19 protein-coding genes and 1 tRNA gene are annotated in these 22,807 nt (G+C 43.4%); 14 read left to right on the plus strand and 6 right to left on the minus strand.

Features of this window, described 5'->3' with window-relative positions; translation table 11 throughout:
• The first annotated feature begins 109 nt into the window (after positions 1-109).
• The 3 genes from CWD77_RS08875 (at position 110) to CWD77_RS08885 (ending at position 3,679) form a co-directional block, all read left to right on the plus strand.
• Positions 110-1,864, plus strand: a complete 1,755-nt coding sequence (locus CWD77_RS08875) for a peptidylprolyl isomerase (protein WP_240596744.1) — start codon at positions 110-112, stop codon at positions 1,862-1,864.
• Positions 1,865-1,958: 94 nt separating this feature from the next.
• Positions 1,959-3,077: a bifunctional diaminohydroxyphosphoribosylaminopyrimidine deaminase/5-amino-6-(5-phosphoribosylamino)uracil reductase RibD gene (gene ribD / locus CWD77_RS08880; RefSeq protein WP_101073211.1), complete on the plus strand. Its 1,119-nt coding sequence runs from the start codon at positions 1,959-1,961 to the stop codon at positions 3,075-3,077.
• 5 nt (positions 3,078-3,082) lie between these two features.
• Positions 3,083-3,679: a riboflavin synthase gene (locus CWD77_RS08885; protein ID WP_101073212.1), complete on the plus strand. Its 597-nt coding sequence runs from the start codon at positions 3,083-3,085 to the stop codon at positions 3,677-3,679.
• A 13-nt stretch (positions 3,680-3,692) separates the two neighbouring features.
• Here the strand turns inward: CWD77_RS08885 and CWD77_RS08890 are convergent, their stop codons facing one another.
• The 4 genes from CWD77_RS08890 to CWD77_RS08905 all read right to left on the minus strand — a co-directional run bounded on the left by CWD77_RS08890 (position 3,693) and on the right by CWD77_RS08905 (position 8,155).
• Positions 3,693-6,368 (minus strand): putative LPS assembly protein LptD, encoded by a 2,676-nt coding sequence (locus CWD77_RS08890; RefSeq protein WP_165779117.1) that lies wholly within the window; start codon positions 6,366-6,368, stop codon positions 3,693-3,695.
• 93 nt (positions 6,369-6,461) lie between these two features.
• A complete protein-coding gene (locus CWD77_RS08895; RefSeq protein ID WP_101073214.1) occupies positions 6,462-7,412 on the minus strand; it encodes an ROK family protein in 951 nt (316 codons plus the stop codon).
• 66 nt (positions 7,413-7,478) lie between these two features.
• On the minus strand, positions 7,479-7,784 hold the full coding sequence (locus tag CWD77_RS08900) for an FtsB family cell division protein (RefSeq protein WP_101073215.1): 306 nt from the start codon (positions 7,782-7,784) through the stop codon (positions 7,479-7,481).
• Positions 7,785-8,082: 298 nt separating this feature from the next.
• Positions 8,083-8,155: transfer RNA gene (locus CWD77_RS08905), tRNA-Lys, on the minus strand.
• 208 nt (positions 8,156-8,363) lie between these two features.
• Between CWD77_RS08905 and CWD77_RS08910 the strand changes: the two genes are divergently transcribed.
• The 9 genes from CWD77_RS08910 (at position 8,364) to CWD77_RS08950 (ending at position 16,231) form a co-directional block, all read left to right on the plus strand.
• On the plus strand, positions 8,364-8,762 hold the full coding sequence (locus tag CWD77_RS08910) for an HIT family protein (RefSeq protein ID WP_101073216.1): 399 nt from the start codon (positions 8,364-8,366) through the stop codon (positions 8,760-8,762).
• A 3-nt stretch (positions 8,763-8,765) separates the two neighbouring features.
• Positions 8,766-9,200: a type II 3-dehydroquinate dehydratase gene (aroQ, locus tag CWD77_RS08915; RefSeq protein ID WP_101073217.1), complete on the plus strand. Its 435-nt coding sequence runs from the start codon at positions 8,766-8,768 to the stop codon at positions 9,198-9,200.
• 5 nt (positions 9,201-9,205) lie between these two features.
• Complete coding sequence (locus CWD77_RS08920; RefSeq protein ID WP_101073218.1) at positions 9,206-10,687, plus strand: lipopolysaccharide biosynthesis protein; 1,482 nt, start codon at positions 9,206-9,208, stop codon at positions 10,685-10,687.
• 109 nt (positions 10,688-10,796) lie between these two features.
• Positions 10,797-11,174 (plus strand): GxxExxY protein, encoded by a 378-nt coding sequence (locus CWD77_RS08925; RefSeq protein ID WP_101073430.1) that lies wholly within the window; start codon positions 10,797-10,799, stop codon positions 11,172-11,174.
• Between the two features lie 247 nt (positions 11,175-11,421).
• Complete coding sequence (locus tag CWD77_RS08930) at positions 11,422-11,778, plus strand: four helix bundle protein (protein WP_101073219.1); 357 nt, start codon at positions 11,422-11,424, stop codon at positions 11,776-11,778.
• 140 nt (positions 11,779-11,918) lie between these two features.
• On the plus strand, positions 11,919-13,625 hold the full coding sequence (recN, locus tag CWD77_RS08935) for a DNA repair protein RecN (RefSeq protein WP_101073220.1): 1,707 nt from the start codon (positions 11,919-11,921) through the stop codon (positions 13,623-13,625).
• A 42-nt stretch (positions 13,626-13,667) separates the two neighbouring features.
• The gene (locus CWD77_RS08940; RefSeq protein ID WP_101073221.1) at positions 13,668-14,600 is read left to right on the plus strand and encodes a hypothetical protein; all 933 of its coding nucleotides are present in this window, start codon (positions 13,668-13,670) and stop codon (positions 14,598-14,600) included.
• A gap of 168 nt (positions 14,601-14,768) precedes the next feature.
• Complete coding sequence (locus CWD77_RS08945) at positions 14,769-15,644, plus strand: hypothetical protein (protein ID WP_206017987.1); 876 nt, start codon at positions 14,769-14,771, stop codon at positions 15,642-15,644.
• A gap of 5 nt (positions 15,645-15,649) precedes the next feature.
• A complete protein-coding gene (locus CWD77_RS08950; RefSeq protein WP_101073222.1) occupies positions 15,650-16,231 on the plus strand; it encodes a flavodoxin family protein in 582 nt (193 codons plus the stop codon).
• A 99-nt stretch (positions 16,232-16,330) separates the two neighbouring features.
• Here CWD77_RS08950 and CWD77_RS08955 read toward each other — a convergent pair whose 3' ends face one another.
• Both CWD77_RS08955 and lhgO read right to left on the minus strand, forming a co-directional pair.
• The gene (locus tag CWD77_RS08955; RefSeq protein ID WP_240596745.1) at positions 16,331-19,204 is read right to left on the minus strand and encodes an FAD-binding and (Fe-S)-binding domain-containing protein; all 2,874 of its coding nucleotides are present in this window, start codon (positions 19,202-19,204) and stop codon (positions 16,331-16,333) included.
• A gap of 319 nt (positions 19,205-19,523) precedes the next feature.
• A complete protein-coding gene (lhgO, locus tag CWD77_RS08960) occupies positions 19,524-20,729 on the minus strand; it encodes an L-2-hydroxyglutarate oxidase (RefSeq protein ID WP_206017988.1) in 1,206 nt (401 codons plus the stop codon).
• A gap of 165 nt (positions 20,730-20,894) precedes the next feature.
• Between lhgO and CWD77_RS08965 the strand changes: the two genes are divergently transcribed.
• Together CWD77_RS08965 and ahcY are read left to right on the plus strand one after the other, a co-directional pair.
• Positions 20,895-21,392, plus strand: a complete 498-nt coding sequence (locus tag CWD77_RS08965; RefSeq protein WP_240596746.1) for a TlpA family protein disulfide reductase — start codon at positions 20,895-20,897, stop codon at positions 21,390-21,392.
• A 71-nt stretch (positions 21,393-21,463) separates the two neighbouring features.
• Positions 21,464-22,774 carry an adenosylhomocysteinase gene (ahcY, locus tag CWD77_RS08970; RefSeq protein ID WP_101073224.1) on the plus strand — a complete coding sequence of 437 codons (1,311 nt, stop codon included), beginning with the start codon at positions 21,464-21,466 and terminating at the stop codon, positions 22,772-22,774.
• The last annotated feature ends 33 nt before the right edge of the window (positions 22,775-22,807 follow it).

Raw genomic sequence — 22,807 nt, forward strand, 5'->3', positions numbered from 1 at the left:
TTGCGGTTCGTAAAGCGTTGTCGTATATTTTCAGGCTCAAAAAAAAATTATTCACGCTTAATTATAATTTGAAGATTCAGAGGTTTTTCTCATGGGTGTAATGGAAAAAATGAGGAACAGTACCGCGTCTATTTTGTGGATACTGATTTTCTCGTTTGGTGTATTATGGGTACTGGCAGATACACAGGTATTTGACGCAATGTCAGTTGGTCCCAGAAATTTAGGAACAGTAAACGGTGAAGAAATTTCGCTTGATGAGTACAATCAGCGGGTGAGTAATTACACCGATCAATTCAGCCAACAATCCGGCCGTACAATGACACCCGAAATGCGGGCTATGTACGAAAATCAAGCCTGGGAAGATTTGGTTGCCGCGCGCCTGATTGAGCAGAAAATTAATGAGCTTGGCATTACTGTTACAGACAGCGAGTTAATGGAGATGGTTACCGGAGATAATCCGGCACCGTTTATCCGCGAGCAATTTCAGCAGGAAGATGGCACCATTGACCAAATTGCCCTTCGTGCCGCAATTGAGTCTCCGGAGAACAGTGAAATCTGGATTATGATTGAGCAGCAGCTGCGGGAAAATCGCCGTCAGCAAAAGTTGAATAATTTCATCTCATCCGGCATGCAGGTAAGTTCGATGGATATTAGAAACGAATTTATTCGCGCGAACTCATTTGCGGATATCGAATATGTTCGATTCCCCTACAGTGAAATTTCAAACGATGAGATTACAGTAACAGAAGATGAGCTGAGAGATTATTATGAAAATAATTCGGCGCGTTTTCAAAGAAACGAAACTTACCAATTCCGTTTTGTAAGCTGGGATAAAACACCAACTGCAGAAGATACGACCAATACTGTTCAGGAGATTGAAGATCTCAGACCGGCATTTGAAGATGCAGTTAACGATTCCCTTTTTGTACTGCGTTATCAGTCAGCAGTACCGTACAGAGGTTCTTTTGTTTCTATTGATGAAATTCGTGACGAGTATCGACCTGTTGTTGATCTTGAAGAAGGCGAAGTTTCTGAAGTGGTGATGATAAACGGGGATCCGTTTGTATTCAAGAAAATTGAACAGCGTGGTGATGAGATTAAATTTGCTGTACTCTCTTACGGTGTAGAAGCCGATCCGATTGGAACGATTGACAGGCTTGCTGAAGAAGCAGAAGAGTTCCAGTTTTATGCCGAATCAGATGGATTTGAAGAGGAAGCAGAACGTCGCGAACTTGAAGTTCAACAGGCAACGGCTACCAAAGATACTCCGTTTATTCCGGGTTTAGGAGCTAGTGAACAGACTTTAAGAATTTTAGAAAATCTTCGTGAAAACAGAATTTCAGACCCGATTGAACTGGATAACGTATTTATTGTAGCACAGATGCTTGAAAAAACTCCTGAAGGGACAAGACCGTTTGAAGAGGTAAGATCTCAGGTTGAAAATGCGGTACGTACCCAGAAGAGAAAAGAGCTTATGGCTTCAAGAGTAAGTGAAAGGTTGCAGGGAAATTCCGATCTGGAATCTTTAGCGTCTGCTTCAGATAGAGAAGTACAATCGGCCAGTGACATTCGTATGAATGGTTCAAATATTTCGGGAGCAGGTCGTGAACTGAGAGTAATCGGTGCAATATTTGATATGGAAGTTGGTGAGACATCAAATGCTATTCAAGGCGAAAATGCTGTATTTGTAGTTCGGGTTACTAACTTTGACAAAGCAGATCCTTCGGAAATGACTTCTGCAGATGAGTCTGAGATCAGAAACAGGTTGGAGCAGCAAAAGTTTACCTCTTTCAATGAAGTATTTATTGAGAGGCTTCGGGAAGGAGCTGATATCAAGGATAACAGAAGTCAGATTTTACGTTAAAAACTGACGAACTGATTTTTTAAAAGGGTAAGGGAGATTTCTCTTACCCTTTTTTTATTGGTAATTTACCTATTCATCATAACCATTCGAGCTTATGCCTGATCAGAAGGATAAAATTTGGATGCAGCGGGCATTGAGCCTTGCTGAGAAAGGGTTGGGATATGTTTCGCCAAACCCAATGGTTGGATGTGTGATTGTATCTAAAGACGGGGATATTATTGGGGAGGGATACCACGAGCGGTACGGTAAAGCGCATGCCGAAGTAAATGCTGTTCGATCGGTTAAAGATCCCGAAATGCTTAAAGGCGCGACTGTTTATGTGACTCTTGAACCCTGTTCCCACCACGGCAAAACGCCTCCTTGTGCCGATATGCTTGCCGAACTTCCCATAAAAAAAGTGGTAATGGCAATGCAAGATCCCAACCCATCAGTGAATGGGAAAGGATTGAAGATTTTAAGAGAACAAAACATTCAGGTGGATGTAGGTGTTTTACAGGACGAAGCAGAGAAATTAAATGAAAAATGGCTGCACGCAATTGGCACTTCCACGCCATTTGTAACCTTGAAAATTGCTCAAACGGCTGACGGTTACGTAGCTGCACCGAATGGTGATTCAAAATGGATCTCCTGTAAAGAGTCCAGGAAATTAGTGCACCGGTGGCGCAGTGAGGATGATGCCGTTTTGGTTGGAAGAAATACGGCACTTCATGATAACCCTCAGCTTACCGTACGTTTGACTGAAGGCCGGCAGCCGAAAAGAGTAGTATTGGACGGACCTTTAGAACTGCCCAAACATCTGAATCTTTTTTCTGACTCATTTGAGGAGAAAACAATTGTGATCACTCATAATAAAAAGAAAGCAGAACAGGACGTCGATCCGATGCTAAAAATGCTTCAAAGCAACTATTTTCGCGGTGAATTGATTACTGTTGAAAATGATTCGGGCCACGTTCACCTGAGGGAATCACTCTCAAAGCTTTACGAAATGGGAATTCATTCCGTGCTGGTAGAAGGAGGGCAGCAACTATCGAGCGCGCTGCTCAGGCAGGGGCTGGTTGAACGCTTACAGCTATTTATAGCGCCAAAAATTCTGGGCGGAGGTACCAAGTCCATCATTAATTTAAACATCAACCGAATGGAAGATGTGAGACCATTCAGAGATTTTACCTGGCAACAGTCGGGCAGTGATATGTTATTAACAGCTAATCTATAGAATTTATGTTTACAGGAATAGTATCAGAAATTGGAGACGTAACGGAAATCAAAAAGATAAAAGGCGGACAAGAGCTGTCGATCAAATGTTCGTTTGCAGACGATGTTCATGTGGATGAGAGTATTGCCATTAATGGTGTTTGCCATACAGTCGTTTCCCATACAGATGATGTCTTTAAGGTTCAAAGTGTAGAGGAGACACTTCGTAAAACGAATCTGGGTGATCTTGAAGTAGGGAATCCGGTCAATCTGGAGCGGTCACTAACGCTGAACAAAGCTATTGAAGGGCACATTGTTCAGGGGCATGTGGATACAACAGGGACGATCAAAAAAATTGATAAGGATGGAGCGGATCTGCTGATAACCATTGAATTTCCTGAAGAGTACAGAGATTACATTGTAGGCAGGGGAAGCATTTCGATAGACGGTATCAGCCTGACGATTGCCCGGAATGAGGGAAATCTGTTTACAGTTGCAATTATCCCTTATACGTGGGATGAAACGAATCTGCACGCCAAAAAAATTGGGGATAGAGTCAACCTTGAGTTTGATATCTTTGGCAAATACATCATTCAGTATCTGCAAAATAGAGAGCAAAAATAGTCATTGCTCTCTATTAAAATCTTGGGGATCGACCGGTAGGTGATGAGCTTCTTTCCAGGTTGTTTAACAGTGGCAGTTTCTGGAATAGTCCCTGAATCTGAGAACTTGATAGTGACAACCGGAAGAAGTAATACTGGAAGTCTCCGAATGGATTAAACTGGAAAGAGAGATTCCAGCAGATCATATCCCGTTGCAGGCTGAACTGTGATGGGGTTAACTCTTTTTCGATGAAGTCATATCCCAATCGAGTGCTTACACGCCATTTGGGCGTTAGGTTAAATTGAATATTATTAGCGTTGAGAACGGCGCTTTTTCTGGCGTCCTGTCCAAACTGATAGTTCCAGCGGTAGTTGAAGTCTAATCCAACGCTCCAGGGAGAGCCGGTTCGCTGTACAGGTTGCAGATTGAACCGTTGATCCACTGGACTGAAAAATGTCTGATCCAGCGGGTCGTAGGGACGATAATCGGGGGTTGTAATTCGTGGACCTCTGCTGCCACCATTGAAGCTGGTTGATAGATTCAGGCTGTAACTCAATGGCTGCAGATATTTATTTCCATCTTCCCAGATAAAAGTGTTGATTTCACGTCCGTTTTCATCTCTGGAATAAACTGAATATGAAGCATTTGCCGAAATTCGCAACCCATCTACTACTCGAGAAGAGAGCGACATATTAACGCGGCCAAAATTCAGGCTGTCTGCAGCAAAATTATAGTTTGAGTTAACAGACAGATTATCAATCAATCGTAAGTTTGTTGACTGAACTTCACCTGTAGAGTCTCGCTTCACCTGCTTGGTTTCAAAAATATTGGTGATACCAAACGACATGGTCATCTGCTCACCCCGGCCGGGTCCTCGAAAAATCTCATCTTCAAAGATGGAATACTCCTGAGTATTGCCAAGTGAATCGGATTGAACCTCCCGATAATACCCCCAGGACGATTCAGAAAAATCAGGACTATAGCTGAAGCTGACATTTGGACGAACGGTATGTCTCAGTCCTTCCAAATTTCCGATACTCATTTGCGATACACCATAAAAAGTTGTGTTAAAATTCAGACTCGTGGAAAAATCCCTGGCAGCTTCAAATCCTCTTACCCGTTCCGTCTCAATTTCATTTTCCTCTTCATTCCACTGTTTACGGATTGTAGCAGGGTACCAGTATTCGGTGAGGTTTGCATTTGCACTAATATTCAGAAACTGGCTGGGAATAACTTGACTGGCCGAAAGGCCAACTCGTTGTTCAAAACCGTACTGCAAATGCCGATCGTTATCTGTAGCCTCTCTGTATTTGGATGGATCAAATAAGGCTTCGAACCAATTTACTTCTGCCGAATCGGCATCTTCCGGATTGAACTCAAACTCAGATTTAAAGTTGTTTCTATAGGTTACAGAAATTCTTTCATACCACTTTTCATCCTGCAAGCCGGGCTCATCAGACTGAAAGGGCGTAAACTGTCGGGCAGAAAAAGTGAATTCTGGTCCTGTAAGTCGGGTTCTATTGGTTGATAACTGCTGATTGAGGCTGGAAGTAGCACTGAAATTGTACGATCCCTCCGGGTGACTGTATCTGTATGATAATCGCGATGTACTATTGGTTCGAGCTCTTTCATCGGGGTCGAAAGAGTTTCGCTTGAAGTAGTTGGATGATTGAAGGTTTATGTTCGCAGATAGATTTGCATACGGCGACAACTGCTGATCGTGAGTGAGTGATAGCCGTTTACTGGTGGTTTCTGTAAATCCCGGATCTGTTGGTTCCAGCCCTCTTTCGCGAGAGTATCCTAAAGTGAGTGAACCGTTGTACTGTCCGGTGTTTCTGTACTGAAAACGGGACTCATTGAAAAATGTACCGGACGTGAACAGATCAAACGAGGTTTGAGCCGTAAAGTAGTCATTAAAGTATTGAAACCATCCAAGGTTTTGCAAACCGATACCCCGGGCAGATGTATTTTGATAGACATACGTGGGCTCGAGCAAACCGGATCTGCGGCTTTCTATACCCGCCGGTACATAACCAAATGGGAAAACAAGCGGGTAGGGAATATCCAGTATGAAGAGACGCGCGTTCGTGAAAAAGACTTCCTCTTCTTCAACCACCTTCATTCGATCAGCCTGAATGTAGTAGTACATATGATCCGGCGGACAGGTGGAGTAGATCCCGTCTTCTATAAAAACCTCTTCACGGGAAACATTTTTAACTTTAGTGCCAATCAGGTAACCGTCGTCAATTTCAATTTCAGCAACTTCAAATTTTCCTCTTTCAGATTCGTAGTTGAATAAGATTCTGGTACTTCTCAACTCATCCTGCTCGCGTCTTAAAATTGGGTATGAAAGTGTATCCTGCGGATTATCGGCAAGTGCCTCCACCTGGCTCATATTTAAATCCAGCTCAATCTTACCGGCACTCAGTTCGCCGTTTGTATGCTTTACATTACTGGAGCCATATAGGTTAGCTACCCGTTGATCCCTGAAGTTAAAGGTCAAAGAGTCTTTTGCCTGAAAGTTGACGGCATCGGGTGATGATTGTAGGTCTGCCTGTGGTGATTGCGAACTCTGACCGGTTTCGTCATTCAGCTCGCGTGGTGACGGGATAGTGTCGGATTCAGCTGCTTGGATACTGTCGCGTTCAGCCGGAGGTATCGTGTCTATTCTTGCCGATCGCAGTGAGTCTGAAATAACCTGAGCCGACAAATTGCTCCATACTGGGAAAACCAAGAGGCATAATATCCCAAAAAATAGAAGCTTGTGATTTGTGGATGGGCTGTTTCTCATGCATAAAACTAATCAACGGAGTTCTTCAAAAGCAAGGCTGGCTGCTCCCAGAAGTGCGGCATCATTTCCAAGTGATTCGTCGATGATTTCAAATTCCTCTCTAAAAGGAGGCATCAAATATTTCAACGCTGTTTCCTCTGCCGGTTGCAGTAACCATCTGCCGGCTTTTGCTACTCCACCACTCACAACAATTTTGCGGATATCAAGTATGTGAACGTAGTTGACAATAGCATAACCCAGTTTTTCTCCGGCCTGACGTAGAATATCTATTCCCAGTTCATTACCGTCTTCGGCTGCATGGTATAAATCAACGGGTTCCAGTTTATCAAAATTTTTGTGGAATTTGGAATAGAGTGAATTCTCGGGATTCTGACGAATCGTATCCGCGGCAAAACGACTTAAGAAGCGCTGTCCTAAATAGGCCTCTATGCCTCCGCGCGTATTACTGTTAGAAAGTGGGCCGTGGTAATTGATAATTACATGACCAAGTTCTCCGGCCATTCCTGTAGTACCCCGGTAGATTTTCTTGTCAATAATGATTCCCCCGCCAACACCGGTGCCAAGGGTAACCATGATAAAACTGTTGAATGCTTTGCCTTTTCCAAAATGAGCAGATCCAAGGGCGGCAAGATTTGCATCATTTTCGATCACGCACTTATAACCCGTGCGTTTAAAAATTTCATCGGCAACATTTTCCACCTTCCAACCGGGTAGATTGGGTGGATTTTTTACAGTTTTTCGATCCAGGCTTACCATTCCGGGTAATCCCATCCCAACTCCAATAGGGTCTGCATTATGCTCTTCAACCAAATCCTTTACGGCCAACGCAATTCTGTCAAAAACGTGCTCTTTCCCTAAATCGGCGTGTGTGGGAATTGAGGTCGTCTGCAGGAAGCCCTTTTTGTGGTCTACCAAAGCTGCCTTAATGTTCGTTCCTCCTAAGTCAATCCCGATGGAAATCATGATATCTCATTTTTTTGTAGTGGAAAGGAATGCACGAAAATAGTGAAAAATGAGCAAAGGAGTAGATTACTCAGCTGAATTAATCCGGTAAACTTTTTCATCCGGTTTTCTCATTCCATACTCCTCACGGGCAATTTTTTCGAGCAAATCCGGATTGTTTTCCAGTTCTTCTATTTTCTTTTCCAGTTCCGCTGTTTGTTGTTTGTACTCTTCTGTTTTTTCGATGAGCTCATCTTTTTTAAAATTGAGCTGAGCCCTGGTAAATACACTATAGGTATCTATAAACAGAAACCATATGGCAATAAAAGCGACTAATACGCTTACCAGAATGGAACGTTTCCAGCGAAGAGGATTTAAGTAATGGGTTTTCATAGCATTAGATGGATATTTCAATGAAATTAGTTTAAATATCGGGCAGAAACAAAAGTTTGCCCCAAAAACTCAGATGAAATTTTTTGAATAGATAGCACCAAAGATTTGAGAAACTAAAGTGGTGCAAGGTTCAGATTTAACTCTAATGGCACAAGAGGCATAAAGGGCACAAACAAGATGCTTAAAACCAAAAGTGGTAAAAACTGAGCAAAAAAATAACCCCAGCCGGGTATCAGCCGACTGAGGTTAATCAAGAGAGAGTCATTAAAAATATGAGTAACTCATAAAAAAAGAGTCGTGAATCGGGAGGGGCTCGAACCCTCGACCCACGGCTTAAAAGGCCGTTGCTCTACCAACTGAGCTACCGATTCAGCAAATGTTTCAAGACTCAAAAGATAAGGATTCGTTAAAGAGAAAATCAAACGAATACTTATAAAATTTGAAAAAAATTTGAGCATCATTTGTGCGGTAGCACAATTCATAAACACTTATTCAATTGTGCCTTTAAGTTATTACATTTATGTCGAATAAACATGAAATTCAGTTATAACGTTTGTTAAATAAAATGAAAGCGCAGATATGGCAACTATATTCACGAAAATTATAAAGGGCGAGATCCCCTGCTACAAAATCGCGGAGAGTGAAACTCATTACTCATTTTTAGATATCAACCCGATTGCCGAGGGTCATACTTTGATTGTACCTAAAAAGGAAGTCGATTATCTATTTGATCTTTCGGATGATCTTTTGGGTGATACCATGATCTTTGCAAAGAAGGTTGCAAAAGGGATCGATAAGGCGTTGAATCCGATCAGAACGGGAATAATCGTGGAGGGACTTGAAGTTCCACATGCACATATTCATCTGGTGCCGATCTATAAAGAATCTCAGGAAGTCTCCCTGAAACGGAAAGTGGACGTGTCGGAAGACAGAATGAAAGAGCTGGCTGATCTGATTTCTAAAGCTGTGGAGATCTGATTGATGAAAATTCTTGTACTGAACGGACCAAACTTGAATATGCTTGGGAAGCGTGACCCTGAAGTGTATGGATCTGAAACACTGACGGATATTGAAGAGAATCTGCAAGGTGAATATCCCAATGTCGATTTTGAGTTCCTGCAGAGCAATCACGAAGGAGAGCTGATCGATGCCATTCAAAAAGCAAGAGATGGGTCTGTTGATGCCCTGATTGCAAACTGGGGCGGATTCACCCACTCATCGGTTGCCATCCACGATGCACTGGAACTTCTGGAGATTCCCAAAGTGGAAGTTCACCTGTCTAATATCCATGCGCGGGAAGAGTTCCGTGAGCGATCCATTACCGGAAAAGCGATGAATGGAATCATAACAGGATTCGGCTCGATCAGTTATACGCTGGGTGTTGAAGCTGCACTGAAAATCCTGGCCAACCGATAAAATCTGTGCAAAAACTTAAAGAACTCTTTTCGGATACATTGATCTACGGCATCAGCAGTGTGCTGGCGCGGTTTATCAACTATCTGCTGGTTCCGCTGCACACCGGTGTGTTCAACACGGCTCAGTATGGTGTGATTGGATTGGTGTATGCCGCCATCGCCTTTCTGAATGTGGTATTCACGTTTGGAATGGAGTCGGCTTACCTGCGTTATGCGGAAAACCGAAAAGAAGCTGCTTCCGTTTTTAAAACGCTTCAAACCGGCCTTTTAATTTTTGCATCTCTTCTCTGTGTGATCCTTTATCTCACAATGCCGGCACTTTTGCCTCTGCTGAATCTCGGTGAAGAGACATCCGTCATCTTTTTGATGATGCTCGGTATCCTTTGGTTTGATACGCTCTCTATTGTGCCGATGGCGGAACTTCGCTTAACCAGAAGAGCGTATCTTTTTGCGGTTCTGAAGACCCTGAATGTGCTGATCAACCTGGCGCTCAACTTTTATCTTATTCTCTCTCTGGGATGGGGAATTGAAGCGGTCTTTTTTGCAAATCTGGCAGGGTCATTTGTAATGACGGTTCTGGTCTGGATTTCTACGGCTGATCTGCTCAAGGGATCATTCAGTAAACAGTGGATGAAAACCGCGTTTGAGTTTGGCTGGCCGTTTGTTCCTTCAGGTATCGGTTTTGTGGTGAATGAGATGCTGGATCGCTTTCTTCTGAATGGAATGGATCCGGCAAACACCGAGCGGCTGTATGGCTTGGGAACTACCCCGGAAGATATTGTAGGAATCTATAATGCCTGTTATAAGCTTGCAGTATTTATGCTGCTGCTCGTTCAGATGTACCGAATGGCCTGGCAGCCATTTTTTATGCGTCATGCAAAGGATGGAGAGTCGCGCAAGCTTTTTGGTCAGGCGTTTATCTGGTACAATGCGTTCTCGGCCCTGCTCTTTCTGGGTGTGGCTCTGTTGAAAGAGCAGATCGTAGCCATTCCAATTCCCGGCACCGAGGCTACGCTGATTGACAGTGCCTATTGGGGAGGACTGGAAATTGTGCCGTTTCTCCTACTGGCATATTGGTTTCATGGCTGGTATATCAACTTTTCGTCCGGGGTATTTATCAAGGAGAAGACAAGGGTATTCTATAAAATCACCCTGATGGGAGCGGCAGTAACGATCATCGCCAACCTGATTCTGATTCCCTACTTCGGTATGACCGGCTCCGCAGTAGCCACACTTCTTAGCTACGGTGCGATGGCTACAACGCTGGGAGTCTATAGCAAAAAAGTGATGGAGGTGCCGTATCGTCTTCCGGAGAGCTTTGGGTTGATGGCGGTGATGGCAGCGTTGGTTTTTGCTGAACCGATGGTTATGAATCTATTCAACAATGGATGGCTGCTATCAAAAATAGTCATCACTTTCATCGGCCTGATTGCTATTGCAACCTATCTGAAAGTTCTGCTCCACAATTCTGAAAAGGAATTGTTGTAAGGAATCAAGACTTACAGTTCCCTATGTGTGCAGAGATTTTCTTCTCGCAGATTTCCGCGGATTCTACCGCAGATGTTTAGCAGAAAATAAAATAAATCAAGCTGGAATAATGCACGAAAATGATCTTTCATATGAAATTCGGGGAGCAGTTTTTAAGGTACATTCCACTTTGGGACCGGGCTTGCTGGAGTCTGTATATGAAACTGCAATCGCTCATGAAATGAGAAAAAAGGGAATTGATGTTCAGACTCAGTTTGGTTTACCGGTGGTTTATGATGATATAAGAATGGATCAAGGGTTTAGGTTGGATTTGTTGGTAAACAACAAAGTTATTGTTGAAATAAAATCTGTAGAGAATTTATTGAATGTTCATCACAAACAGCTACTCACATATTTGAAGTTGAGTAATCTAAAACTGGGACTTTTGATTAACTTTAATTGTATAGATTTAAATAAATCAATGACACGGATCGTAAATAATCTTTAAGTTTTGCGTAAATCAGCGAAAATGATCTGCGGAAATCCGCGAGAAACAGACACAATATTCAGGTAAACATATTTATTATTTTAATCAGTTGGATTTAGCTTTATATAATTTCGGCTTATTTAAAAATCCTGCTCCGGAGCTCTGAAAAGGATTTGTTGTAAGGAATATCTGAATTTCCCCTCTTATATATAAGTCAGTATTAAATTTTGAATTCTCAATTTTGAGTGTTGAATTAAATGGAGGCAAAATGGGTAAATCGGATAATGTAATTTTAGATAAGTCATTTGAATTCTCTTTGATGATCATAAAGATATATCAGAAGCTTAAGTCGAAAAGCGAATTTGATATGGCTAGGCAACTGTTAAGAGCGGGAACGAGTATTGGTGCGAATGTTGAGGAGTCACTTGCTGCCTATTCAAGGAAGGATTTTAATTATAAAATGGGCATTGCCTCCAAGGAAGCGAGGGAAACCCGGTATTGGATGAGACTTATTCAAAGAGGGGGAATTCTCAATATTCCAAAAGAATATTTTGACGAAATCAATGAAATAAACTCTATTTTAACTTCGATTGTTAAAACGACTTCTGAATCATTAAACAAATAGTCATTATTTATTAATGAATGTTGATTTTGTGTTCTTGATGTATAATTTCAATTTTTGATATCTAAATATTCAGAGTTCTACATTTTTTCCACCAATAATAATTCAAAATTCATCATTCCTCATTCAAAATTCTGAAAGAAATGATCAAATCCCTCTACATCAAAGATTTTGCTCTGATTGACGAACTGGATGTTCAGTTTGAGAAAGGGCTCAATATTATGACCGGTCAGACCGGTGCGGGTAAATCGATTATCATCGGTGCACTGAATATGATTTTGGGTGAGCGTGCAGATACGGAAGTGATTCGCCAGGGAGCCCAAAAGGCGATCGCTGAAGCTACGATTTTTGTCGGGAAGAATGAGTATCTGTTTGAACTGCTGGAAGAGAATGCGGTTGAAGTTTCCAAAGAACTGATTCTGCGACGAGAAATCCGTCAAACCGGAAGCCGGGCGTTTATTAACGACACTCCGGTCAATATCTCAGTACTGAAAGAGGTAGGGGATCAGCTTGTGGATCTGCATGGTCAGCACGATCATCAGCTACTGTTGAAAGAGGAGAATCACCAGGATGTGATTGATCAGTTTGATTTGGTTCAGCCGGTCATGAAGGCGTATCGGACAGAGTATCAGAAAATGTCGGAATTGCAGAAAGAGCTTCGTGATTTAAAACGCCGGGAGCGTGATTTAAGTGAGAAGATGGAGCTCTATCAGTTTCAGGTAAAAGAGCTGGAAGCAGCTGAACTGGATGCCCATGAAGAGGATGAACTGGAATCGGAGATGAATCTGCTTGACAATGCCGAGGATCTGGATCAAAAAGCGGCGGCTATTTCGGAGATCGGTAATGGCGAGGATGTGAGCCTGATTGAGCTGCTCAATACCATCAAAATGCACCTGGAGGATATGGCCCGAATTGAACCGGAGTTTCAAACCTACCTGGAAGAGGTGACCACAGCCCGGATCAGCATCCAGGAGGCCGTACAGTTTGCCGAAAGATACAGGGATGGGATAGAGTTCAACCCGAAACGGCTGGAGACTCTGCGTCAGCGCCAATCAGAGCTGAACCGTCTTCAGAAGAAGTATCAGCGCGATATTCCGGAATTGATTCAGTATTACAATGAAATCAAAACGGAACTGAATGTAGCTGAAAATTTTGATTTGGAGATTGAGCGGATTGAGAAGAAGATTGCAGATCAGGCGGAAGTGTTAAAGGAGAGAGCAGTGGATCTGCACGAGACAAGAGTACAGGTAGGAAATCAGCTCTCAGCTGATATAGCCGATGCGCTGAAGAATTTGGGTATTGAACATGGCCGTTTTCAGGTAAGGGTGGACTGGCTGAAGGGCGGCTCCGGCTGGGTTGAGGTTGATGGAGTTCCGGTTGAGTGTACATCTGAAGGATGTGATGAGGTGTCTTTCTTCATTTCAACAAACAAGGGAGAGTCTCCAAAACCGTTGGCTAAGATTGCATCGGGCGGTGAGATTAGCAGGGTGATGCTGTCGCTGAAATCGATTCTGGCGAAGGAGCACCACTTGCCGGTGATGATCTTTGATGAGATCGATACGGGAATTAGCGGGCACATCTCTGAAAAAGTGGGTCGTGAGATGAGGAAGTTGTCGGAGTATTGTCAGATAGTGGCGATCACGCATCAGCCGCAGATTGCGAGCCAGGCGCACAAACACTACAAGGTGGAAAAAGTGGAGGAAGGAGAGAGAACCATCACGAAAATTATTTCACTTTCTGAGGAGGAGCATATCCGCGAAGTGGCCGGTTTGATGAGCGGTGAGGAGATTACAGACTCGGCACTAAGCAGTGCAAAAGAACTGATTGAGAGAAGCGGGATGAGGAATTGAGATTTTGAAAAGTGAAAAGGCAAACGGGAAACGTGAAAAATTATGAAAAGCATATTTACCTTAAAAATAATCACTGGTTCAGTCTTAGTACTCATATTTTCCGGGGTATTTTGTGAGGTCGTTTCTCAAAATCATCCAAGCATTTCTGCAATTGGAGAGTTTCGTTATGGACTGTCGGAATCATTAATTGAGGATGCTGAAGGATTAGAAGAGTTACAAGTAATGGAGTTGGATGATGGGACTGTTCGCAAGTTTTACTTGTTAGATGAAGAGTCAGAAACGTACGTTGGATTCACTTTTCCGCCCTTTAGAAATGAGTATGCACATGCTGTTCAACTAACAGGCTACGATGAAAGAGAAGAATTGTTTGGTGGTTTGAAACTGGGTATGTCTAAGGGAGATGTTTTTGAGCGTATCGGCTCTGCTTCAGATTCAAGTTTAGTAGAGATAACCGGAGGTACATTTTACAGTTTTGAAGGGAAAAACTACTCCATTGAATTAGACAGCAAGGACAGGCTGTATAGTGTTTCTTTTCATGGAATTGATAGCTATCTGATTGAACAAGGCTGGCCAAGGAGTTGGTTCAGATATGAAATTGATACAATTCAAAATGTGACTTCCTCAATTACAAATACTTCTGATTCAGATCCAACTATATTAGTAAATAATCAACCTTTTCGCCCAAGAGTGGAGTTTACCGGACGAGTACGCGAAGTTCCTGAAAAAAGAAAAGATGTTATCGATTTATGGTTAACACAACTTGGTCAACCTGAAGAGGTGCAGAGATTATTTCTAAATGAATTTGAAGTTAGGGAAAATGGAGTTGAGTATTGGGTTGCAATTCAAAAATCATTGCTGCAGCCCCTTTTAGAAGAGACCGGAGAGGGATTATATCCAGTTGATCTATTCTTGAATATTGTCGGCCAGAGAGATGGTGAGTCAGTTTTTGTATGTAACGAATTTGTAGTTTTATAGCATCTATAGGAAATCAAAAATGGTTCTGGACTTCGTGAATCTTTGAGGCTTACTGACTTTGAGGTAACTTATTTTCTTTGAAACCAGCCATTTCTGTTTTCTGTTACCTTTGAATTGTTTTTCTTGTGTACTTCAAGTTTGCGTCTGTCAATTAACCCCGATGATATAATGAAATTTTTTCGAGTGTTCTTCTTCGTGTTCAGTTTAGTTCTGATATCAAGCGCCTACAATACTATATCTGCTCAGGATCGGACAGGCGAAACCGTTCGGATTACAACGACGGATGGGAATATTTTTCTCGGAGTGATTGAGCAGGAAGATGATGCTCAAATTGTTTTGCGAGTGGAAGGAATCGGAGAGGTTACGGTTCAAAAAAGGAACATTAAAAATATACAGTTCATTGATCCTGAGAGAATAAAAGAGGGTGAGTATTGGTTTGAAAATCCACAGGGTAACCGATACTTTTTTGCACCCAATGCCATTGGGCTAAAAAATGGGAACGGATATTATCAAAATGCGTGGATTCTGTTTAATAATGTGAACTATGGAATTTCGAATAACTTCTCTTTGGGTGCCGGCACCATTCCCGTCTTTTTATTTGGAACAACATCGGTGCCATTCTGGATTTTGCCAAAGCTATCCATTCCTGTTTCTAATGATAATCTTCATTTGGGCGCAGGTGCGTTAATTGGCGGAGTAATGGGAGAAGATTCCGGTGGTTTTGGACTTTTCTACGGGAATACGACCGTGGGTGATCGGGATAAAAATCTAACCATTGGACTGGGTTACGCATATGCTGGAGGCACATGGTCGAACACGCCACTCATTAACATAAGCGGTCTTTACAGATCGAGTAAGAGTATTCAGTGGCTGGCTGAAATTTACTTTTTACCGGGTATTGAAGAGAGCGGTGTGGGTATTTTTGGCGGCAGATGGGCACCGGAAAAGTTCGCCGTAGATTTTGGGCTGGCCACCCCGCTGTCTAATTTTGATTTTATTGGAATACCATGGCTTGGTATAACGATTCCTTTCGGAAATAATTAAACTTCATGATTAAATACGTACTGTTGCTGATATTCTTTTTTTGGAGCAATCAAGGGTTCGCTCAGAAGACGGTTTTGATTGCCTACCACTCTGAGACTGGAAATACAGAAGTGATGGCTCAATCTGTGGAAAAGGGAGCGTTATCCGTGGATGGAGTTTCTGTTGTTTTGAAAAGTGTAGACGATGTTTCAAACGAAGATTTGATTTCGGCAGACGCCATTATCGTAGGAAGCCCGGTTTACAACGCCAACGTCACTCCTGAAATATCAGCCTTTATTGCTTCCTGGCCGTTCGAGGTGCAACCGCTGAAGGATAAAATCGGAGCGGCTTTTGTGACTGCCGGAGGGATTTCGGCAGGTGAGGAGATCGTGCAGATGAACATCCTGCAAAGCATGCTGGTTTTCGGAATGATTGTGGTTGGTGGTCCGGATTGGACACAACCGTTTGGTGCATCTGCTGTGACGGGTGAGCCGCCGTTTGAGGTGAGTGAACAAAATGAAATATCAGAACAGTTTACAGAGAAAGGTTTTCTATTGGGTGAGCGGGTGGCGAAGCTTGTTAAAAGTATGAACTCCGTGGTAGAATAATTTTCTCGCAGAGTCTCGCAGATGGGTCGCTGAGTCACGCAGATTTTTAAAAATTTTCATGTTTCGCTTCGCGTCAAAAGATGAGTCGTGGCTATAAAATTAAGACTGATACTCTTGCATCGCTTCCCACATAATTACAGCGGGATGCTTCGCTTCTTTCCCGACTCCATCCCGGATTTGATGTCTGCACGAAAAACCCTCTGAACAAATTTCATATTCACTATTCAATTCCCTGAGTTGCGGGAATAACGTCTGCTCCCCAACCTCCATTGAGACCTCGTACTTATCCTGCTCATACCCAAAGCTGCCCGCCATACCGCAGCAGCCGGTTTGAAGCTCTACCGGATCAAACCCAAGCAGTCGAAAACTCTGGAGAAGAGGATCATTTCCAACCAGTGATTTTGTGTGGCAGTGTCCGTGAACAAGAATTTTTTTCCCATTTACCGGTTTTTTAAATTCTTCGCCGGCCAGTTCAGTTGCCAGGAATTCTTCCCATAAAAACGTATTGGCAGCTATTGTTTGTGATTTTGCCAGCAAATCATCTCCACAGAGATCCGTGTATTCATCCCGGAGTGTGAGGATCTCACTTGGTTCCAGTCCAACAATAGGAATGTCCTGCTCTGCAAATGGGATTAATCGGCGGATATTGGTTTCGCAAATCTCTTTTGCCTCATCCAGAAAACCTTTGGAGATTTGCGGGCGCCCGGTCGGGAAGATTCCCGGCACGATCACGCTATATCCAAGACGGTTCAAAACCTGACAAGCTGCTTTTGCAATCTCCGGCTCATGGTAGTTGGAGAAGAGATCGACCAGAAGCATAACTTGTTTTCTGCCCGGCTGAATGATTTTCTTTTCATTTTTTTGATACCATTTATAAAATGTCTGATGCGCAAACTCCGGCAGATTTCGTCGTTCATCAATGCCGGCAACTTTTTGGAGAAGATTTTTGATCGGTTTTTGCCGGGTCATAAAGTTGGTCAGCGGAGCGAACAGAGACGCTACAGGATAGAATTTCTCAGGATGACCAAAAAAGGTTTCTGTTAGTGTAGCACCATTTTCTTGATGCCAGCCGTTCATAAACTCCGCTTTCATTTTGGCCATATCCACATTGGCCGGGCACTCACTCTTGCACGCCTTACAACTCAGGCAGAGACTCAGTGCCTCTTTCAACTCTTCAGATTTGAAAGCTTCTTGTTGTTTTCCTGAAAAGAGCTGACGAAACAGGTTCGCGCGTCCGCGGGTGGTGTCTTTCTCATCCCGGGTGGCGTGGTAGGAGGGACACATTGTGCCACCGCTCTCAGCCAGCTTTCGGCAAACACCGGCACCGTTACACAGCTCAACGGCTGAATCAAACCCTTTTTCTACTCTCCAATTGAACGTTGTTTCAACGGTCGGCTTTTTATACTCGGGTGAAAACCGCAGGTCGCTATCGATCGGTTTGGGATCGAGAATTTTACCGGGATTGAAACGGTAGTCCGGGTCCCACAACTCCTTCACCTGCCTGAGCAGCGGCATCATCTCCTTGCCGAGAACGGTTTCAATGTAAGGGGCGCGCGCACGACCATCACCGTGTTCGCCCGAAAGTGATCCTCGATATTTTTTCACCAGATCTGCCACTTCCTGTGCAATCAATTTGAGTGTTTTTAGTCCCTCTTCAGTCATTGTATCCACAACCGGGCGAAGATGTAGTTCACCAACAGAAGCGTGCGCATAGAACACACAGGAGGTATTGTGGCGCTTCAGTATTTCCTGAAATTCTTTCACGTAATCAGGCAGATCCTCTACACGAACGGCTGTATCTTCAACAAAAGTAGGAGAACGATTCTCGGAGCCAAGACCCATCAGTAGGCCCAGACCTGCTTTTCGAAGATCCCATACCCGGCGCATTTTATCCTCATCCGTTACAACAGGGTGAGCGTATCCCAAGTTGACCTCCGTTAGTTTTTTGGCCAGTTGGTCGGCCTTGGTTTGAAGCTCTTCGGGATTATCACCTTCAAACTGGATGATCAAAATACACTTTGGCTCACCTTCCAGGAAAAACCGATTCTTTCGCTGTTCAATATTTCCTTTTGTTGCATCCAGAATGATGTCATCCACCAGCTCAACTGCGGCAGGATTCCATTTTACGGCTTCCACGGTGGCGAGCATCGCTTCATGGAGTGAATCAAACTGAGGAATGACAACTGTTTTGTGTTTGGGCAGAGGAACCAGATTCACTTTGGCGGATGCGGTCATTGCCAGGGTGCCTTCACTTCCGCAGAGCAGTTCGGCAAGATTGAAAGGTCGACCACCCGGGGTGATCGGATCCATTTCACAGAGGCGGTCGAGTGCGTATCCGGTATTTCTTCGGATGATGTCGGGATGTGGGTAGTGCTTCAGAATTTTATTTTTATGCTTTTTCAGCAGTTCCAGCATTCTTCGATAGATCTCTCCCTCCAACGAATCGAGCTTCAGTTTTTGGTTGAGTTTTTCACCTGATAACGGTTTAAATGTGACTGCGGAGCCGTCACTCAGCACGGCGTCAATTTCGAGAATATGCTCACGCGTGGTTTTATGTTTGATGGAGAACGAACCGCAGGAGTTATTGCCAATCATCCCGCCCAGCATGCAGCGATTTGTGGTTGCGGTGTCGGGTCCGAACTGAAGTCCGGTCTTTGCTGCTTCACGGTTTAGCGTGTCACGTATCACCCCGGGCTGAACTATTGCATAATTCTCTCCCGAATTGATTTCAAGGATGTCTTGCATGTGGCGGGAAGTATCCATGATGATACCCGCCCCGGTTGTCTGTCCGGCGAGACTGGTTCCGGCACTTCGCGCTGTTATTGTAAATTTTTCAGCTTTTGATCTTCTAACCAGAGTCTGAATATCATCCCGGGAATTCGGGAAAGAGACTCCTTTCGGAAGCTCTTCATAAAGAGAAGCATCGTTTGCATAGAGACGACGGGTAAGGGAGTCGGTTTGAATATCAGACAAAACAGGAGTTGGATTGTGATCGGAATTTCAATTAGCAAGGCCGGATAACAGACTTGAGTTTTGAGTGTACACGGAATTCCGAACCAATTCAACTTCTACAGACTATTTATTTAATGAATTAGGAAATATTCCCCTCCTGTGTAAGGAGGGGTTAGGGGAGGTAGCCAAATAATACTTCAAAACAATTTGAAGTGTAGAAGTGAACATCTATTGAAATGAATGTGAGAAAAACAGGTTTTTTTAACCACCCCTTTGTCCCCTCCTTAAAAAGGAGGGGAAAGTTTTATCTAAAATTCTATTATGAATAAAACGTCAGCCCTCAAACCAGCGAAAAATTCTCTTTAACTTTTTTGACGATCTCATCACCAATTGCAAGACCTGCAGTTGCAGCCGGGCTCGGGGCGTTCAGTACGTGCACTTCCCTGTCGGTGGTCTCAAAGTAGAAGTCGTCCAGAATTTCACCATCGGGTTTCAAAGCCATGGCCCGTACACCTGATGGGGAACCGGTTAGATCCTCAAGCTGAATGGACGGGATCAATTTTTGAAGTTTTTTAAGGAAGCCTCGTTTTGAATAGGATCTGTACATTTCATCAATCCCCATTTTCCAGTGCTGTGAGGCAAGTTTCCAGAATCCGGGAAAGTCGGCCACTTCAATGGTATCCTGCAGGTCAAAAGAACCTTTTTTGTAACCCTCTCGTTTGAAAGTGAAGACTGCATTTGGTCCGCACTCTACACCGCCGAGAGCCATTTTGGTAAAGTGAACGCCTAAAAATGGAAATTCGGGATTGGGCAGGGGGTAGATCAAACCTTTTACTTTATGTTCAGCTTCCGGCGTAAGTTCGTAGTATTCTCCCCGGAACGGTACAATCTTCACAGGACTCTGAACACCGGCTGCCCGAGCGACACGGTCAGAGTGTAATCCAGCACAATTAATCAGGTAATTAGTTTTAAAAGAGTCGGTATTTGTCTGAACGTTAAGCGATCCATTAGAGTGAATTACATTTTGAACTTGCCGGTTCAATTTAACAATATGTCCACTTTCGGATAACTTATCAGCTAAAACCCGGCAAAAACCAACGAAATCTACGATTCCGGTACAGGGAACATGGATAGCCTGGACACCGTTTACATACGGTTCAATCTCTTTCATCTGCTGTTGATCAATCCGTTCTATTCCCTCGATTTTATTTTGAAGACCACGCTCATAGATCTCTTTGAGAGTGGGAATTTCAGACTCGTCAGACGCCACAATAATTTTACCACAGATATCGTGTGTAACATTATTCTCTCTGCAAAATTCAACCAGCTGGTGTCGCCCATCCACACAGTTTTTTGCCTTGTAGCTACCCGGTTTGTAGTAAATACCGGAGTGAATTACACCCGAATTGTGTCCGGTTTGATGGGAGGCTACCCGGCCTTCTTTTTCAAGAACTAAAATATTGGCATCCGGATAGGAAAGGGATAATTTATAAGCCGTTGATAAGCCAACAATTCCGGCTCCAACAATTGTGAAATCGTAAATCATATTAATTTATTGCCTTTAAAAATGTTTGGAATATAAGAATTGTTAAATCGATTCACATGCGATGATCAGAGAATAAAGAACCACGCTAGCCGTAATTAGATCACACATTTTTGCAGAATTACCCTTATTTTCATCAATCTTAAAACTAAACTGAATATCAAATTAATGAAATATTTTAAGTTTCTGATTATCCCATTTTTATTATTGAACTTTATTTCTTGTGGCAGTTCAGACGATTCTGTTGAAGCAATTGTCGAGAACGCTGTATTTAATGATCTGGATGGGAATCAGGTGAGTGTGAAGGATTTTGAAGGTAAACTGGTACTGATAGATTTTTGGGAGTCGTGGTGTGGCCCTTGTCTTCAGGTTTTTCCATCTATGGATGAACTAAGAGAAGAGTACCCTGACCAGTTTGAAGTACTGGCAGTAACGGTAGGAATGAATGAAGGCCCTGAAGATGCACGAGCATTTGCAGAGGAAAACGGATACGATTTTAACTGGTTATATGACGAAACCGGGGTATTTGTTAAGCTGGGAGGTCAAGGGATTCCATTCAAAGCGTTTGTTGACCCGGACGGAAACTTTATAAAAATCGAAATGGGGTCTTACGGACGTGAAGGAGATTACAATAAAACCAAAGAGATGATTGAGGAGTATTTTTAACACAAATTGAACCCTCACTCTCAATTATCTGTTCGAAAATAAATGAAATTAATTCTTAATAAATAGACGACATGGAGCAACAAGTAGAAAAATTACCTTATAAGGTTAAAGATATATCACTGGCACATTACGGACGGCAAGAAATTGATTTGGCAGAAGCGGAGATGCCCGGATTGATGGCTCTTCGAGAAGAGTATAGAGACGAGCAACCCTTGAAAGGTGCCCGTATTGCCGGATGCCTCCACATGACGATCCAAACAGCGGTTCTTATTGAAACGCTTATCGAACTGGGAGCCGATGTAACATGGTCTTCCTGCAATATATATTCCACTCAGGATCACGCTGCTGCAGCCATGGCCGAAGCCGGTGTTCCGGTGTATGCATGGAAGGGAATGACCGAAGAAGAATTTGATTGGGCAATCGAACAGACCCTGCATTTTCCTGACGGACAGCCACTAAACATGATTCTGGATGACGGAGGAGACCTTACTAATATGGTGCTCGACCGCTATCCTGAACTGGTTGATGGCATCAACGGAATTTCTGAAGAAACCACAACGGGTGTTCTTCGCCTGATCGAGCGCGAGCGAAAAGGTACGCTTACACTGCCTGCTATCAATGTGAATGATTCTGTAACTAAATCTAAGTTTGACAATAAATACGGATGTCGCGAATCTGCAGCAGATGCGATTCGTCGCGCCACAGATGTGATGATGGCCGGAAAAGTAGCTGTTGTTGCCGGATACGGTGATGTGGGTAAAGGAACTTCGGCTTCGCTGAGAGGGGCCGGTGCCAGAGTTATTGTAACAGAGATTGATCCTATTTGCGCCCTTCAGGCTGCAATGGACGGCTACGAAGTGAAAAAAATGGATGATGCCGTTGAAGAAGGCGACATTTTTGTAACGGCTACAGGAAACAAGGATATCATCAAAGACCGCCACTTCCTGGCAATGAAAGACAAAGCTATTGTTGGAAACATCGGTCACTTCGATAACGAAATTGATGTAGCCTGGCTGAAGCAGAACGCAGAAGAGGAGAATATCAAACCACAGGTTGACCTTTTTACAATCAAGGAAACCGGCCGGCAAGTTGTACTTCTTTCTCAGGGACGCTTGATGAATCTTGGGAATGCGACTGGGCATCCTTCGTTTGTGATGAGTAACAGTTTTACCAACCAAACGATCGCTCAGATTGCACTTTGGAATCGTCCGGAGGAGTTTGAGCCGGGTGTACACGTTCTGCCAAAATCACTGGACGAGAAAGTAGCACGACTGCACCTATCCAAGATTGGAGTGGAGCTTGAAACACTGACTGAAGAGCAATCAGAATATATCGGTGTACCGATCAAAGGACCTTATAAGTCTGATCAGTACCGATACTAGGAAGTAAATCTTTCTGACTGTTAAAAAGGCATG

The sequence above is a fragment of the Rhodohalobacter barkolensis genome (assembly GCF_002834295.1).
In the GTDB taxonomy this organism is placed as follows: Bacteria; Bacteroidota; Rhodothermia; order Balneolales; family Balneolaceae; genus Rhodohalobacter; species Rhodohalobacter barkolensis.